Source organism: Vibrio scophthalmi, assembly GCF_040869025.1.
Lineage (GTDB): Bacteria > Pseudomonadota > Gammaproteobacteria > Enterobacterales > Vibrionaceae > Vibrio > Vibrio scophthalmi.
Genome location: NZ_CP134271.1, coordinates 878,978 through 894,543, shown reverse-complemented (window position 1 = coordinate 894,543; position 15,566 = coordinate 878,978). Strand labels below are relative to the sequence as shown.

14 protein-coding genes and 1 other annotated feature are annotated in these 15,566 nt (G+C 45.7%); of the genes, 8 read left to right on the top strand and 6 right to left on the bottom strand.

Features of this window, described 5'->3' with window-relative positions; all coding sequences use genetic code 11:
• Positions 1-114: 114 nt before the first annotated feature.
• Positions 115-1,545: a bifunctional D-glycero-beta-D-manno-heptose-7-phosphate kinase/D-glycero-beta-D-manno-heptose 1-phosphate adenylyltransferase HldE gene (gene hldE / locus RJD38_RS03935; RefSeq protein ID WP_005599231.1), complete on the top strand. Its 1,431-nt coding sequence runs from the start codon at positions 115-117 to the stop codon at positions 1,543-1,545.
• Between the two features lie 149 nt (positions 1,546-1,694).
• On the opposite strand, the gene arcA is transcribed toward hldE, so the two are convergent.
• Complete coding sequence (gene arcA, locus RJD38_RS03930) at positions 1,695-2,411, bottom strand: two-component system response regulator ArcA (protein ID WP_005599232.1); 717 nt, start codon at positions 2,409-2,411, stop codon at positions 1,695-1,697.
• A gap of 343 nt (positions 2,412-2,754) precedes the next feature.
• Between arcA and RJD38_RS03925 the strand changes: the two genes are divergently transcribed.
• Together RJD38_RS03925 and RJD38_RS03920 are read left to right on the top strand one after the other, a co-directional pair.
• The gene (locus tag RJD38_RS03925; protein ID WP_367971400.1) at positions 2,755-3,126 is read left to right on the top strand and encodes a DUF3293 domain-containing protein; all 372 of its coding nucleotides are present in this window, start codon (positions 2,755-2,757) and stop codon (positions 3,124-3,126) included.
• Positions 3,127-3,156: 30 nt separating this feature from the next.
• Entirely contained in the window at positions 3,157-3,642 is a 486-nt protein-coding gene (locus RJD38_RS03920) for a putative 4-hydroxy-4-methyl-2-oxoglutarate aldolase (protein WP_005599234.1), read from the top strand.
• A gap of 17 nt (positions 3,643-3,659) precedes the next feature.
• On the opposite strand, the gene RJD38_RS03915 is transcribed toward RJD38_RS03920, so the two are convergent.
• Positions 3,660-4,112: a hypothetical protein gene (locus tag RJD38_RS03915; protein WP_005599235.1), complete on the bottom strand. Its 453-nt coding sequence runs from the start codon at positions 4,110-4,112 to the stop codon at positions 3,660-3,662.
• A gap of 272 nt (positions 4,113-4,384) precedes the next feature.
• Positions 4,385-4,504, top strand: a sequence feature (Thr leader region).
• 30 nt (positions 4,505-4,534) lie between these two features.
• Between RJD38_RS03915 and thrA the strand changes: the two genes are divergently transcribed.
• The 3 genes from thrA to thrC are packed head-to-tail and all read left to right on the top strand — an operon-like array spanning position 4,535 to position 9,245.
• On the top strand, positions 4,535-6,994 hold the full coding sequence (gene thrA, locus RJD38_RS03910; protein ID WP_005598008.1) for a bifunctional aspartate kinase/homoserine dehydrogenase I: 2,460 nt from the start codon (positions 4,535-4,537) through the stop codon (positions 6,992-6,994).
• Between the two features lie 14 nt (positions 6,995-7,008).
• Complete coding sequence (gene thrB / locus RJD38_RS03905) at positions 7,009-7,965, top strand: homoserine kinase (RefSeq protein ID WP_009385775.1); 957 nt, start codon at positions 7,009-7,011, stop codon at positions 7,963-7,965.
• Positions 7,962-9,245 carry a threonine synthase gene (thrC, locus tag RJD38_RS03900; protein ID WP_005598012.1) on the top strand — a complete coding sequence of 428 codons (1,284 nt, stop codon included), beginning with the start codon at positions 7,962-7,964 and terminating at the stop codon, positions 9,243-9,245. Before thrB ends, thrC begins: the two co-directional genes overlap by 4 nt.
• 105 nt (positions 9,246-9,350) lie before the next feature.
• Here thrC and RJD38_RS03895 read toward each other — a convergent pair whose 3' ends face one another.
• The 4 genes from RJD38_RS03895 to mtnN form a co-directional block, all read right to left on the bottom strand.
• A complete protein-coding gene (locus RJD38_RS03895) occupies positions 9,351-9,971 on the bottom strand; it encodes a TRIC cation channel family protein (RefSeq protein WP_038219416.1) in 621 nt (206 codons plus the stop codon).
• Positions 9,972-10,092: 121 nt separating this feature from the next.
• Entirely contained in the window at positions 10,093-10,911 is an 819-nt protein-coding gene (gene btuF / locus RJD38_RS03890; protein WP_005598016.1) for a vitamin B12 ABC transporter substrate-binding protein BtuF, read from the bottom strand.
• Positions 10,911-11,864 carry a cobalamin biosynthesis family protein gene (locus RJD38_RS03885; RefSeq protein ID WP_005598018.1) on the bottom strand — a complete coding sequence of 318 codons (954 nt, stop codon included), beginning with the start codon at positions 11,862-11,864 and terminating at the stop codon, positions 10,911-10,913. The genes btuF and RJD38_RS03885 overlap by 1 nt, the downstream gene beginning before the upstream one ends.
• A gap of 12 nt (positions 11,865-11,876) precedes the next feature.
• Positions 11,877-12,575, bottom strand: coding sequence for a 5'-methylthioadenosine/S-adenosylhomocysteine nucleosidase (mtnN, locus tag RJD38_RS03880; RefSeq protein WP_065545034.1), 699 nt, complete (start codon positions 12,573-12,575; stop codon positions 11,877-11,879).
• Between the two features lie 236 nt (positions 12,576-12,811).
• On the opposite strand from mtnN, the gene rpsO reads away from it, so the two are divergent.
• Both rpsO and pnp read left to right on the top strand, forming a co-directional pair.
• A complete protein-coding gene (gene rpsO, locus RJD38_RS03875; RefSeq protein WP_005598021.1) occupies positions 12,812-13,081 on the top strand; it encodes a 30S ribosomal protein S15 in 270 nt (89 codons plus the stop codon).
• A gap of 303 nt (positions 13,082-13,384) precedes the next feature.
• The gene (gene pnp / locus RJD38_RS03870) at positions 13,385-15,520 is read left to right on the top strand and encodes a polyribonucleotide nucleotidyltransferase (RefSeq protein ID WP_005598023.1); all 2,136 of its coding nucleotides are present in this window, start codon (positions 13,385-13,387) and stop codon (positions 15,518-15,520) included.
• Positions 15,521-15,566 lie beyond the last annotated feature (46 nt).

Below are 15,566 nucleotides of genomic sequence, written 5' to 3'. Positions count from 1 at the left end.
AGAGCCGGCGCAGACTTTAAAGACAACTTCTTGCCATCACTTGGCTATACAAAGGTTTAGGCGGTCAAAAGCCTATGATAAACTTTGGCCAGATATACATATTGGAGATTCACAATGAAACCAATCCTACCTGACTACAGTCAAGCAGGCGTTCTTATTGTTGGTGACGTAATGTTAGACCGCTACTGGCATGGCCCGACAGGCCGCATTTCGCCAGAAGCGCCTGTACCTGTAGTGAAAGTAGAAAACAACGAAGAGCGACCAGGTGGTGCAGCTAACGTTGCTATGAACATCGCGTCACTGGGTGGGCATGCTCATATCGTTGGGTTAACAGGGATTGATGAACCAGCGAATGTACTCAGTGAGACACTCTCTGCACTGAAAGTTAAATGTGACTTTGTTTCACTACCAGATTTTCCGACCATTACTAAGCTTCGTGTGCTGAGTCGAGGTCAACAACTGATTCGTTTAGACTTTGAAGAGAAGTTTGAGAATGTTGATGCTGCGCTGATTCTTGAGCGTATGGAACAAGCATTGCCTAACGTAAAATCAGTGGTGTTATCGGATTACGATAAAGGCGCGTTAGAGCATGTGCAGCAGTTTATTCAAAAAGCGCGCGCTGCAGGTGTACCGGTATTTATCGACCCGAAAGGTGCCGATTTTGAACGCTACCGTGGTGCGACACTATTGACGCCAAACATGGCGGAGTTTGAACTGGTTGTCGGCAAAGTAAAATCAGACCAAGAATTGGTTGAGAAAGGCCTCGCGCTGATCGAGCAGTTTGATTTTGAAGCACTGTTGGTGACACGTAGCGAACATGGCATGACATTACTACGTCGTGGCGAAGAGCCGTTCCATCTGCCGACACAAGCAAAAGAAGTATTTGATGTCACTGGTGCGGGCGATACAGTTATTTCTGTTTTGGCTGCTTCTGTGGCTGCGGGTAAACCACTTGATCAATCTTGTGCGCTAGCGAATGCAGCCGCAGGTGTCGTGGTTGGCAAATTGGGTACATCAACCCTATCTACGATTGAACTAGCGGAAGCGATTCATGGTAGCCATGATACCGATTTCGGCGTTATTTCTGAGCAAGGCTTGATTGAAGCTGTGAAGAAGGCGCAATCTCGTGGTGAGAAAGTGGTGATGACCAATGGTTGTTTCGATATTTTGCATGCAGGTCATGTTTCTTACCTAAATCACGCAGCCAAATTAGGCCAACGTCTGATCGTTGCGGTAAATACCGATGAGTCAGTGAAACGCTTAAAAGGACCGGGTCGTCCAGTGAATCCAACCGATCGCCGTATGGCGGTGCTAGCAGGCCTAGGCGCTGTTGATTGGGTCGTTCCTTTTTCAGAAGATACCCCACAGCGCTTAATTGCGGCAGTGTTACCGGATCTTTTGGTTAAAGGTGGCGATTACAAACCGGAAGAGATTGCAGGTGGTGCTGAAGTGATCGCTAATGGCGGTGCAGTGAAAGTTCTCAACTTTGAAGATGGCTGTTCAACCAGCGAAATCATTAATGCGATTAAGGGTGGTAAAGGCTAAGCGGCCTGAATCATACTGTCGACCAAGACGCTCATCATTGATGGGCGTTTTTTTATTCTCTCTTCTCTCGATTCTCCTTTTTCTTTCTGGAATATAAAAGCCAAAAAAAAGGAGCCATAGGCTCCTTTTTCGCATCTTGAGAAGAGTGATTAGTCTTCTAGTTCGCCACAAAAACGGTAACCTTCACCGTGGATTGTTGCGATGATTTCTGGCGTACCAGATACTGATTCGAAGTGTTTACGGATACGACGGATTGTTACGTCAACCGTACGATCGTGTGGCTTAAGCTCACGACCAGTCATCTTTTTCAGTAGATCTGCACGAGTTTGGATCTTGCCTGGGTTCTCACAGAAGTGTAGAAGTGCACGGAACTCTGAACGAGGTAGCTTGTAGCTTTCTGCACTTGGGCTAACCAGTGAGCGACTGTTGATGTCTAGTACCCAACCGTTGAATTGGTATTTCTCTACGCTACGTTTCTCTTCTTGAACAGCACTAGAGTTCATAGAACGGTTTAGTAGGTTACGAGCACGGATAGTCAGTTCACGTGGGTTGAAAGGCTTAGTGATGTAGTCATCAGCGCCGATTTCAAGGCCCAAGATCTTATCTACTTCGTTGTCACGACCAGTTAGGAACATTAGAGCTACATTTGCTTGCTCACGCAGTTCACGTGCAAGCAATAGACCATTCTTACCTGGCAGGTTGATGTCCATGATCACCAAGTTGATCTGACTTTCTGTCAGAACGTGGTGCATCTCTTCACCGTCACTGGCCTCAAAAACAGCGTATCCCTCTGCTTCAAAAATACTCTTTAGAGTGTTACGAGTTACTTGCTCATCTTCTACAATCAGAATCTGCGGGGTTTGCATTGGCGGTACCTAAACTTGTGAAAAAAATGGTTTAATAGAATAAATTCTAGGCAAAAACATTACGTACAGGTAATTTGATTTTGAGATAAAACAAAGATTGTTCTCAAACTCATGTCTGAATGCCTGCCATCCTTGGTGTTACTTTCTTTCAAAAGAGGTTCCTTGCCCTGATTTATTGCTATTAGGCGTTGAAACGGATTTTATATAGTTAACAGCATGCTAACAACGTCCAAATGTTAATTCCATTCACTTTGTTGATTTATATCAATAGATCGAATGTAACAAATATTAATAGTATCCGGCAAATGTAAAAATAATGATTGGTGCAATAATGGATGCTCACTTGTGGAAAATTTACTGTGATCCTTACTTCAAATTTGACAAAATAATTGAGCTTAATGACTTTGTTGTCATTACTGCGAGTAACCCAAAAAGTGTTAAGCTTTCTGATGGTGAAAACAGCATAAGAAATAAGCACTTGAGTGATGATTTGCAACAATTTCACCCGGTGAGATTATTGGTCGGCAATCACGATTTTTCATGGTTTGAAGAGAGTTTTGCTGCGCAAATTTCGCTTTCAATCGCCGTTGAGTTAGCGCATAAATATCAGCAGAACGCGATTTATTTTGTGCAAGATGGCCAGTTGTTTTTGTTGTCTTGCCGATCAGATAAGACCCAGATCGATCTAGGAGAGTGGTGCCATCGACTGAGATAAGGATTTCAAATTAGCTTCATGGAGGAAAGCATGAGAGACATAACCCCTGACATTTGTGACAAGTTTGAAAGTCACGTAACTTACGTAAATTTACCACTAAGTCACTTTGGACGCCGTACTGCCTTTTGGGGTGAAATAGTCACGGTTCGCTGTTATCACGACAATTCAAAAGTACGTGAAGTGTTAAGCCAGAACGGTCGAGGAAAAGTGTTAGTTGTCGACGGTAATGGTTCATGTCAAAAAGCTTTACTCGGTGATCAATTGGCCATTCTCGCGATTGAAAACGATTGGGAAGGGATCATTGTTTATGGCGCGGTACGTGATGTCGCAATGATGGCGGAAATGGAGCTGGGCATTATGGCGTTAGGGACGTGCCCATTTAAAACTGAAAAACGAAATGTTGGTGAAATTGGTGTCACCTTATCATTGCAAAAGCAAATGATTCAGCCCGGTGATTATGTGTACGCCGATTGGAACGGTATTTTGACATCTGAGCAACTGCTAAACTGGAATTGATGTGACGTTCTATTAAGTTAGAAACGGAAGCCAATACCCACTTCAACCCCTTTTTGCCACTCTTGGTAGTCGAGAGTGGCATGAAAATCTAAATGCTCACTCAATTGCACTCGGCTTGACACCTCGGCGCCGATACCACTTTCTAGGCCTTTAGGCGCATCATTATCGGTGTAAGAGTGCAGAGTACTCTTTACTGACAAGCGTGGTGATACTTGATAACTCAGGCCGCTTAAAAAGCCCCCTTCGTTTTGCTTGGTCAAGCGAGTTCCGACATACAGATCGACTTTGTCGAATAAACTATAGGCGTAGCCGCTATCTATCGTCCATGAATCAAAGTTGTGTTGACTGCTTTCACTGGAAAGGAACATTCGGTGCGGTGAGTTATTCGCTTGAAAAGGGGCAGTAAACAGATCTGAGGCGCTCGCCGTGCCAGTGAGCAAGGCAAGAGTAAGACTGATTATTTTAATCATTCATCACCCCAATCCATTTGGTTAAATTGATAAATATTCCACTGCAAGATCAATTAAAGCATAAAACTTATGGACTAGCGGTAAAATTTAACCGTTAGCTAGCAATTTTGATACGTGCGTACGGTTTTTAGTCAGCTTTGGCTCGATAAAATGACTTAGGTGAGCGAAACATAAGCAAAAAATCGAAAGTTTTCGTTGACTCTCTGTTAGAAAACAAGGTAAATGTAAGGTAAGTAAATACAAGAATCCAACAAGACGATATGTTTGATAACAGCCTAACAGTAATGACCACAACCATTATTATGACCAGCACAATACGCGTTGGGGCAGGCTGCTGAGCGAAAAATTTTCAAAAAAAGGCCTGTATCCCACAAGATACAGGCCTTTTTTTATACCAATTTAAAGGATATTTGGAGGAAGGGATGCGAGTTTTAAAGTTTGGAGGATCGTCACTAGCTGACGCGGACCGTTTTTTAAGAGCGGCAGACATTGTTGCCAACAATGCGCAACAAGAAGAAGTCGCCGTTGTGCTCTCAGCACCAGGGAAAACAACCAATAAATTGGTCGCAGTGATTGAAGCGGCATTAAAAAGTGGTGACGCTGAAAGTCAGATTGCTGAATTGGAAGATGCTTTCCGCGGCTTATTTGAAGACATTAAACAAGTACTGCCAAACATTGATGGCAGTGGTTACAACCAGCAGGTGAAGTCATCACTCAGCCAATTACGCCAGTTTGTAAACGGTATCGACCTACTGGGCATGTGCCCAGATAACGTCAATGCCCGTATTATCAGCAAAGGTGAGCGTGTCTCTATTCAACTGATGAAAGCAGTACTGGAAGCGAAAGGCCAACCTGCTCATCTGATTGACCCCGTTGAATACTTATTTGCACGCGGTGAACACCTAGAAGCGATGGTTGATGTTGATATTTCAACGCAAAACTTCCGTCAAAAACCGCTACCGCAAGGTCATGTGAATATCATGCCTGGCTTTACTGCGGGAAATGAAAAAGGTGAGTTGGTGACTTTGGGCCGTAATGGTTCAGATTATTCCGCGGCCGTATTGGCGGCCTGTCTACGTGCTGACTGTTGTGAAATTTGGACTGACGTTGACGGGGTATATAACTGCGACCCACGCCTTGTTGCTGATGCACGTTTACTAAAATCACTGAGTTACCAAGAGGCAATGGAGCTTTCTTACTTTGGTGCTTCGGTTCTACATCCTAAAACTATTGCACCGATTGCCCAGTTCCATATCCCGTGCTTAATTAAAAACAGTTTCAACCCACAAGGTGCTGGCACCTTGATTGGTCAAGATACTGGTGAAGATAAATTAGCCATTAAAGGCATCACGACGTTAAGTGACCTGACCATGGTTAACGTTTCAGGCCCTGGTATGAAAGGCATGGTCGGGATGGCCAGTCGCGTGTTTGGCGCTATGTCATCATCGGGTGTGTCGATTGTATTGATTACGCAATCTTCATCAGAGTACAGCATCAGTTTTTGTATCGAAGCTCAAGATAAAGCCATTGCCCAGCAAGCGCTTTGCGATGCCTTTGAGTTAGAACTTAAAGACGGTTTACTTGAACCGGTGGAATACATCGATAATGTTGCGATCGTAACATTAGTCGGCGATGGCATGCGCACATCTCGTGGCGTCGCCTCTCAGTTCTTCTCATCATTAGCGGAAGTGAACGTTAACATTGTCGCGATTGCTCAAGGTTCATCTGAGCGTGCAATCTCTGCGGTGATCCCTGAAGATAAAATCTCTGAAGCGATCAAAGCGTGTCATGAGAATCTATTTAATTCTAAACACTTCCTTGATGTGTTTGTTGTCGGTGTTGGCGGTGTCGGTGGTGAGCTGGTGGATCAGATCCAACGCCAACAAGCTAAACTGGCAGAGAAAGGCATTGTGCTGCGAGTATGTGGCCTAGCTAATAGTAAAGGCGTGTTACTCGATGGCGAAGGTTTACCGCTCGATCATTGGCGCGACCGCATGAATGGGGTAAGTGAACCATTGAGTTTGGCAAGCCTAAGTTCATTAGTTCAGCGTAATCACATCATTAACCCAGTATTGGTGGATTGTACTTCAAGCGAAGTGATTGCTAATCAATACGCAGACTTTCTTGCGGCTGGCTTCCACGTGGTAACACCAAACAAGAAAGCCAATACAGCCAGCATGTCTTACTACCATCAGTTACGCGATGTCGCGCGCAGCTCTCGTCGTAAATTGATGTATGAAACCACGGTAGGCGCAGGCTTGCCAGTGATTGAAAACTTGCAGAACCTTATCTCTGCTGGTGATGAGTTAGAGCGCTTTACCGGCATCTTGTCTGGCTCACTTTCTTATATCTTTGGCAAACTAGATGAAGGTATGACGTTGAGTCAAGCGACCAATATCGCTAAAGACAATGGTTTTACTGAACCGGATCCGCGTGATGACTTATCGGGTATGGATGTCGCACGTAAGCTACTGATCCTCGCTCGTGAAGCAGGAATGGCGCTTGAATTAGAAGATGTGATTGTTGACCAAGCGTTACCACCAGGTTTTGATGACTCGGGTAGCGTGGATGAATTTATGGCGCGTCTTCCTGAAGCCGATGCCTATTTCCAACAACAAGTTGCGCAAGCTGCAGCGGAAGGCAAAGTGCTACGTTATGTCGGTGAGATTGCCAATGGTCAATGCCGTGTGAGCATTGCCGCTGTTGATGAAAATGATCCAATGTTTAAGATCAAAGACGGTGAAAATGCACTGGCATTCTTTAGCCGCTACTACAACCCAATCCCATTAGTGCTACGTGGCTACGGCGCTGGTACAGAAGTTACTGCTGCTGGTGTATTTGCCGATGTGATGCGTACATTAGGCTGGAAATTAGGGGTATAACAATGAGTAGTGGTATGGATGTAGTTGTTTACGCCCCAGCGTCAATCGGTAACGTGAGCGTTGGTTTTGATGTACTTGGGGCGGCCGTGTCACCGATCAGTGGCGAGCTACTGGGTGATCGAGTCTTGGTACAAAAAGGCAGTGAGATGTTTAGTCTTGCGACCGCGGGTAATTTTGTCTCTAAGTTGCCCACTGATCCTAAGGAAAATATTGTCTATGACTGCTGGCGTGTCTTTGCTCGAGAGCTAGACAAGAAAGCGGTTGAATTGCTGCCAGTCGCGATGACGCTGGAAAAAAATATGCCTATCGGTTCAGGGCTTGGTTCTAGTGCTTGTTCGATTGTCGCCGCACTCGATGCCCTTAATCGCTACCATGGTCAACCATTAGACGAAACTGAATTATTGGCTTTAATGGGTGAAATGGAAGGGCAGATCTCTGGTGGTATCCATTACGATAACGTCGCTCCTTGTTATTTAGGCGGCTTGCAGTTGATGCTGGAAGAGTTGGGTATTATCAGCCAAGAGGTGCCGTGCTTTGATGAGTGGTATTGGGTGATGGCGTATCCTGGCATCAAGGTGTCTACCGCCGAAGCGCGCTCTATTCTGCCGTCACAATATCGCCGCCAAGATGTGATTGCCCATGGTCGTCACTTGGCTGGATTTATCCATGCGTGTCATTCCAATCAGCCTGAACTTGCTGCAAAAATGATCAAAGACGTGATCGCAGAACCATATCGTGAGAAACTATTGCCCGGTTTTGCTGATGCCCGCAAGTACGCAGCGTCAGCTGGAGCGTTGGCGACAGGTATCTCTGGCAGTGGACCAACGTTATTTAGTATCTGCAAAGAGAAAGATACCGCAGAACGTGTAGCTCGATGGCTCGAACAAAACTACGTACAAAATGAAGAAGGATTCGTTCATGTTTGTCGTTTGGACAAGCAAGGTTCGATCGTTACAGGAAGTAAGCTATGAAGCTGTACAATATAAAAGAAAATGACGAACAAGTTTCCTTTGGCCAAGCCGTGCGCCAAGGGTTAGGTCGTAATCAAGGCCTATTTTTTCCATCTCAACTGCCTCAGTTTGATGATGTTGATGCTCTGCTTGATGAAGACTTCATTACGCGCAGCAGTAAAATTCTCTCAGCGCTTATTGGTGATGAATTACCAAAAGAGCAAGTCAATGCGATGGTTGATGCCGCATTCCAATTCCCAGCACCGATTAAGCAAGTTAAAGATGGCGTGTACGCTTTGGAGCTATTCCACGGCCCAACGTTAGCATTTAAAGACTTTGGCGGTCGCTTTATGGCGCAGTCACTTGCAGCGGTCTCTAATGGCGGTAAGATCACCATTCTCACCGCAACTTCTGGTGACACTGGTGCCGCGGTCGCGCATGCTTTCTATGGTATGCAAGACATTAATGTCGTGATCCTTTATCCAAAAGGTAAGATCAGCCCACTGCAAGAAAAGCTGTTCTGTACTCTAGGTAATAACATCCATACCGTCGCGATTGATGGTGATTTCGATGCTTGCCAAGCGTTGGTAAAACACGCTTTTGATGATGCAGAATTGCGTGAAGAGATCGGTCTAAACTCTGCTAACTCAATTAATATCGCTCGTTTGATGGCGCAGATCTGCTACTACTTTGAAGCGGCTTCTCAGCTCACCAAAGCACAACGTGAAAATTTAGTTATTTCAGTGCCAAGCGGTAACTTTGGTAACTTAACTGCAGGTCTATTGGCAAAAGCGCTTGGTTTACCGATCAAACGCTTTATTGCCGCAACCAATGCTAACGATACGGTGCCGCGTTACTTAGAGACTGGTAAGTGGGAGCCAAAACCGACGGTTGCAACCACCTCGAATGCGATGGATGTCAGCCAGCCAAATAACTGGCCCCGTATTGAGGAGTTGTGTGGTATTAAGCAATGGGGACTTGATACGCTAGGTAAAGGCGTGGTGTCTGATGAACAAAGCGCAGCTTCAGTTCGTGAACTGAATGAGTTGGGTTACTTGTGTGAACCTCATGGTGCGATTGCTTACCGAGTATTAGACGAGCAACTGGCTGAAGGCGAAACGGGACTGTTCTTGTGTACCGCACATCCAGCGAAGTTTAAAGAAGTGGTCGATGACATCTTAGCGACGGATATTGATCTACCAGCACCACTGGCTAAGCATGCTGCCATGGAGTTGTTATCAGAAGATTTACCTAACGACTTTGAGGCGTTGAAAGTGGTGTTGCGTAAAGCAAACCAATAACACCCCACTACATCACTACAATAGTGCTAGATGATTGGTTTTATAACCGAATTAAAAAGGTCGCCTTGGCGACCTTTTCTGTTTTTGCTCTTGCCCAACTGAGTACTATTTATTTAAGGCAAAGATAGGCAGTGATAAATGCCAACGAATTGCGCCTAAGCGGATCACCAACGTTGTCACGACACCCGCTAAGAAGGCGGCATCGTTGCTAAAATTCATCGCTAAGGTTGCAGTATGGATGACACCGCCGGCAATACAAGCCGTTGCGTAGACTTCGCTTCTTAACACCATCGGCACCTCACGCGCCAATACATCGCGAATAATGCCACCACCACAGCCGGTAATCACACCCATAATAATCGCAATGACAGCCGATTCTTGATACATCATTGCTTTTTCTACGCCAATGCCAACAAATACGGCCAAACCTACTGCATCACAAACGGGCAAAATCCACCAAGCGACACGTTTTGGGCGACGAACCACTAACATGGTGAGCAAGCAGGTGAGTAGAATCACCCAGATATAGTTCGTATCGGTAATCCAAAATACGGGGGTTGCGCCGAGCGCCATATCGCGAATCGTACCGCCGCCAATTGCGGTTACACTGCCAAGCACCGCGACACCAAAAGGGTCCATTTTTAAACGACCTGCCAGTAAAACGCCAGAAACAGCAAAAATAGCGGTGCCGAAAAGGTCGATGATATAGATCAGCATGGAATCCATGAAAAGAAGATCTCTCTGATAATAAGTAGTAATAGAGGAAAACCAAGCGAACAACCGCGAGGTTTTTATTCGCTTAGGCTGATAATTCGGCGCGCATAGTACGAGATATTCGTGCTATGCGTTACTGCTTTTGTCTGACTGTTTCGAAGAGCTCACAAACTTGGTTAATAGCGTCGAGCGTTCGCGGGGTTGGGCGGTTGATCCAACTGGCATTGAGCGTCCATATTTGCTGCTGTTTAATTGCTTGCAGCTGCTCTTGCCAGGCTTGCCACATATTGCCATTTTCCATTGCATGTCGTGAGGTGAAGATCACTTGTGGGTTTGCGACAATTACTTGCTCTAGCCCTACTTGTGGGTAAGGCGCAGCACTATCTTCAAATACATTTATGCCACCACAGAAACGAAAAACTTCACTTGGCCAGCGATCTTGAGCCACGGTTATGATCGGCTTTTCACTCAGCTGATAGAAGTAACTGACTGTTTGCTCGGTGTTGTATTGCGCTTTAAATTGTTCAAGTTGAGCACGAAATTGCGCTGCGGCTTTTTGGCCAATGGTTGGATCATCAGCGTAGTGACTCAGTTGTTCGATATTGACGGCAATATCGTTGAGTGAACCGGTTTGTGCGTTATAGATCGTGAAGCCAAATTGCGCCAATTTAGCGAGTTCTTTTGCCGGATTGCCTCCTGGCCAAGCAATGATCAGATCTGGCTGTAGAGCAATAATTCGTTCGACGTTAATGCTTTGATAGTTTGCTATTTTTTCTAGTTTTTGTGCTTGTTCAGGGTAGTCGCTGTGTTCACTTACCGCGACCAACTTATCACCCAAACCCGCCGCATAGGCCAGTTCAGTGGTGGACGGTGCGAGGCTAATAACGCGGTCAATCGTTTGCGCAGAAAGGGAAAAACTCACCAAAGAGAGAAGAAGAGTCAGCTTAAGCATTATAATCCTTGATAAATAGCGCCCATAATCAGGCTTTGAAGCATCAGCCAAATCCACAACCGACCAACTAAAAGCTTACGAACTTGGTCAACGTGAATTGCGGCAGGGGCGATACGACCACCCAATTTAGCCCGTAGCGCTTTGTGGTGGTTATAGATAGCAGGGCCTGCAAGAGAGAGCTGCAGTTTGGCTCCAACAGAGACCAATAGCCAGGCAGGGCCGGGCAATGGCCAAGACGCCGATTGTTGACTGATTAAGCTCAAGCAAGCTTTTGCTCTTTCACCGCAAGCAATCAATAAGGCTAATAGTCGTAAAGGGATAAAGTCGAGCACCGCTAGAATTCGAATCGCAGGGAGACCAAATGGGATAAACTGTTGGCGTGAGGGTGACCATGCGCGAGCTAATTCCATCGCCATGCGATACATAAAGGCACCAATTCCCCCAGTAACGGCATACCAAAAGAGCACGGCTGCGACGCTACGGCCATAACTCATGATCAGTGTTTCACTGCCTGCTTTACCTAAACCTAGCAGCGATAAACTCTCGGTTGAACGGTTGAGCCATGGTGCGAGCAGCTGTTTCGCGGCACTTTTGTCTTCATTGGCCAGTTGAGGGATGAGTTGATTCGCCAATTGATTGGTATTACGCCAGTCTAAGGCGAGCAGTAAAAAGGCCAAATCAAACAGCAGTGGCTGCCAGACCAAATTTTGTAATGCTAATAGAACCATCAACATCGGAGTAAGCATCATTAGCCAAGCAAGGCTGCCGGAAAGCAAGCTTTGTGAGTAGTGGCTTTGAGTGTTTACTTTATTGGCGAGCTGTTCGGCAAATTTGTGCCAAAGGATGGCAGGATGTGCTTCGCGGGGGAAAGGAAGAATCCAGTGGCAAAGCAGTGCGCCCCACATAACCAGGAGCGCACCATTAGCAAATAGCTGATTAAAAAGATCATCCATGATTGTTTAATACTAAGCCTTTAGCAGTTCAACCATTTTAATCACCATCTCAGAAGAGCTTTGAGCGGCAAGCGGTAGGAACTCGTCAAAACTCATCGTTGCTTCTTTATCTGCGACGTCAGAGATAGCACGTACGACAACGAATGGTACTTTGAATTGGTGACAAGTCTGTGCAATGGCAGACGCTTCCATTTCTACTGCGATAACAGAAGGGAAGTACTGACGGATAAATGCTTGGCGCTCAGCAGTGCATACGAAAGCATCACCAGTACAGATTAGGCCACGTACCGCGTGTTTGTCTTCCATTTGCGCTAGCGCTTGCTCAGCCACATCCATCAGTTTTTCATCAGCAATAAACGCCGCAGGTTGTTGCGCCATTTGGCCCATTTCGTAACCAAATGCAGTAACGTCAGCATCGTGGTGGCGAACTTCAGTTGAGATCACAACATCACCCAGGTTTAGGCTTGAGTCAAAACCGCCAGCAGAACCGGTATTGATCACCACATCTGGTTGATATTCATCAAGCAAAATGGTGGTACCGATTGCCGCAGCCACTTTACCAATGCCAGATTGAAGCAGTACTACGTCAACGCCGTTGATTTGGCCAGAAAAGAAGGTACAACCTGCTTTTTTCACTTCTTGGCAGTTGTTGATAGAGTCTTTAAGGATGGCAACTTCTTGTTCCATCGCACCGATAATGCCGATTTTCATAATGGGCTAAACCTAGGTAGTAAATTAAAGTGGCCAAAGTTTACCATGAAGCTTTGCTGGCCTGAACTCATTATCGAGCTTCGATTGAGTGACATTGCGGTCAAAATAGACAATTGGCGGAATAAAATTGCTATTGCGGTGCGTTATGGATTCACCTATAATCCGCGCTTCGCGTAGCGGCTGAATCAGAGATTGGCTGCTACAAAATATAAACCTACTCTTATTAGGAGAGCATTATGTCTCTGAATGCAGAAACTAAAGCAGCAATCGTTGCAGAATACGCACAATCTGAAGGCGACACTGGTTCACCAGAAGTTCAAGTAGCACTACTTACTGCTTCTATCAACCACCTACAAGGTCACTTCAAAGCTCACAAAGGCGATCACCACAGCCGTCGTGGTCTTCTACGTATGGTTTCTAGCCGTCGTAAGCTTCTTGATTACTTGAAAGGCAAAAACCTTGCTCGTTACCAAGATCTAATCAAACGTCTAGGCCTACGTCGCTAATTAGCGGCTGCATAGAACAGTTTGTAAAAAAGGGGCTTATGCCCCTTTTTTTATTGTCTAAAATCCCCCAATTCCCTTCAAGTAGTTTATACTACTGTCCGGCTGAAACAGTTGTTACTGTTGATGCCAGCAAAAATCATAATGACTCATCGCATTACAGTCACCGATGTCGGCCAACAGGTCGCGACTATTCAAAAGCCATTGAGCGTCATACACAGTGTCTTTTCACTAGTCGCGATTCGTAATGTTTTGGGTTTTTTCTTAACTTAGTCTGGGTATTTATACTCAGTACAAGGAATAACAATGTTCGAAAAACCAGTTGTTAAAACGTTCCAGTACGGTAACCACACGGTTACTCTAGAAACTGGCGTAATCGCTCGTCAAGCTACTGCTGCTGTTATGGTTACTATGGACGATACCGCGGTATTCGTATCTGTAGTAGGTAAAAAAGAAGCAGTTGAAGGTCAAGACTTCTTCCCGCTAACGGTAAACTACCAAGAGCGTACTTACGCTGCAGGTAAAATCCCTGGTGGTTTCTTCAAGCGTGAAGGTCGTCCTTCTGAAGGTGAAACTCTGACTGCTCGTCTAATCGACCGTCCGATTCGCCCACTATTCCCATCTGCATTCAAAAACGAAGTGCAAATCATCGCAACTGTTATGTCTGTGAACCCTAACGTTCAACCAGACATGGTAACAATGATCGGTACTTCTGCTGCACTTGCTATCTCTGGTCTACCATTCAATGGTCCTATCGGTGCAGCGCGCGTTGGTCACATCGATGGTCAACTAGTGCTTAACCCAAGCATGACTGAACTTGCTACATCTAAACTAGATCTAGTGGTTTCTGGTACTGAAAACGCAGTACTAATGGTTGAATCAGAAGCTGACAACCTAACTGAAGAAGAAATGCTTTCTGCAGTAGTATTTGGTCACGAACAACAACAAGTTGTTATCAATGCAATCAACGAGTTCGCAGCTGAAGTTGCAACTCCAGCATGGAACTGGGAAGCGCCTGCAGTAAACACTGAGCTTAAAGCTCTTGTTGCTGATCTAGCTGAAACCCGTCTTGCTGATGCATACCAAATCACTGAGAAAATGGCTCGTTACGAGCAAGTTGGCGCAATCAAGAACGACGTTGTTGCAGCCCTTCTAGCACAAGACGAAAACCTAGCTGAGCGCGAAATCCGCGGTATGCTTGGTTCTCTAGAGAAGAAAGTAGTACGTAGCCGCATCATCGCTGGCCACCCACGTATCGATGGCCGTGAAAAAGACATGGTTCGTGCGCTAGACGTACGTACTGGTGTTCTTCCACGTACTCACGGTTCTTCACTGTTTACTCGTGGCGAAACGCAAGCGATCGTTACTGCGACTCTAGGTACGCAACGTGACGCGCAAATCATCGACGAACTAACGGGTGAGCGTAAAGATCACTTCCTACTACACTACAACTTCCCTCCATACTGTGTTGGCGAAACGGGTTTTGTAGGTTCTCCTAAGCGTCGTGAAATCGGCCACGGTAAACTGGCTAAACGTGGTATTGCTGCAGTAATGCCTTCTGTTGAAGAATTCCCATACACCATCCGTGTTGTATCGGAAATCACTGAATCTAACGGTTCATCTTCAATGGCTTCTGTATGTGGTACTTCTCTAGCTCTTATGGATGCTGGTGTGCCAATCAAAGCTTCTGTTGCGGGTATCGCAATGGGTCTTGTTAAAGAAGGCGACGATTTCGTTGTTCTTTCTGACATCCTTGGCGACGAAGATCACCTAGGTGATATGGACTTTAAAGTAGCAGGTACTAATGCTGGTATTACTGCACTTCAAATGGACATCAAGATCGAAGGTATCACTAAAGAGATCATGCAAATTGCTCTTAACCAAGCGCAAGGTGCACGTAAGCACATCCTTTCTGTAATGGATGAAGCTATCTCTGGTGCTCGCGAAGAGATCTCTGAATTTGCTCCACGTATTTACATGATGAAGATCAGCTCTGAGAAGATCAAAGATGTTATCGGTAAAGGCGGCGCAGTTATCCGTGCTCTAACTGAAGAGACAGGTACTACGATCGAAATCGAAGACGACGGTACAATCAAGATTGCAGCAACTGAAGGCGCTGCAGCGAAAGAAGCAATTCGTCGTATCGAAGAGATCACTGCTGAAGTTGAAGTAGGTCGTATCTACACTGGTAAAGTTGCACGTCTAGCGGACTTCGGTGCGTTCGTAACAATTCTTCCAGGTAAAGATGGCCTAGTACACATCTCTCAAATCGCTGACAAGCGTGTTGAGAAAGTATCTGACTACCTAGCTGAAGGCCAAGAAGTTCAAGTTAAAGTACTTGAAATCGACCGCCAAGGCCGTGTACGTCTAAGCATGAAAGAAGCAGTAGAACAGCCTGCAGAAGCTGCAGCTGAAGCGAAACCAGCGGCTGACGCTGAGTAATCGCATCTATTAGCTTATTGAGCTAAAAGCATGTTATAAAGGGGGC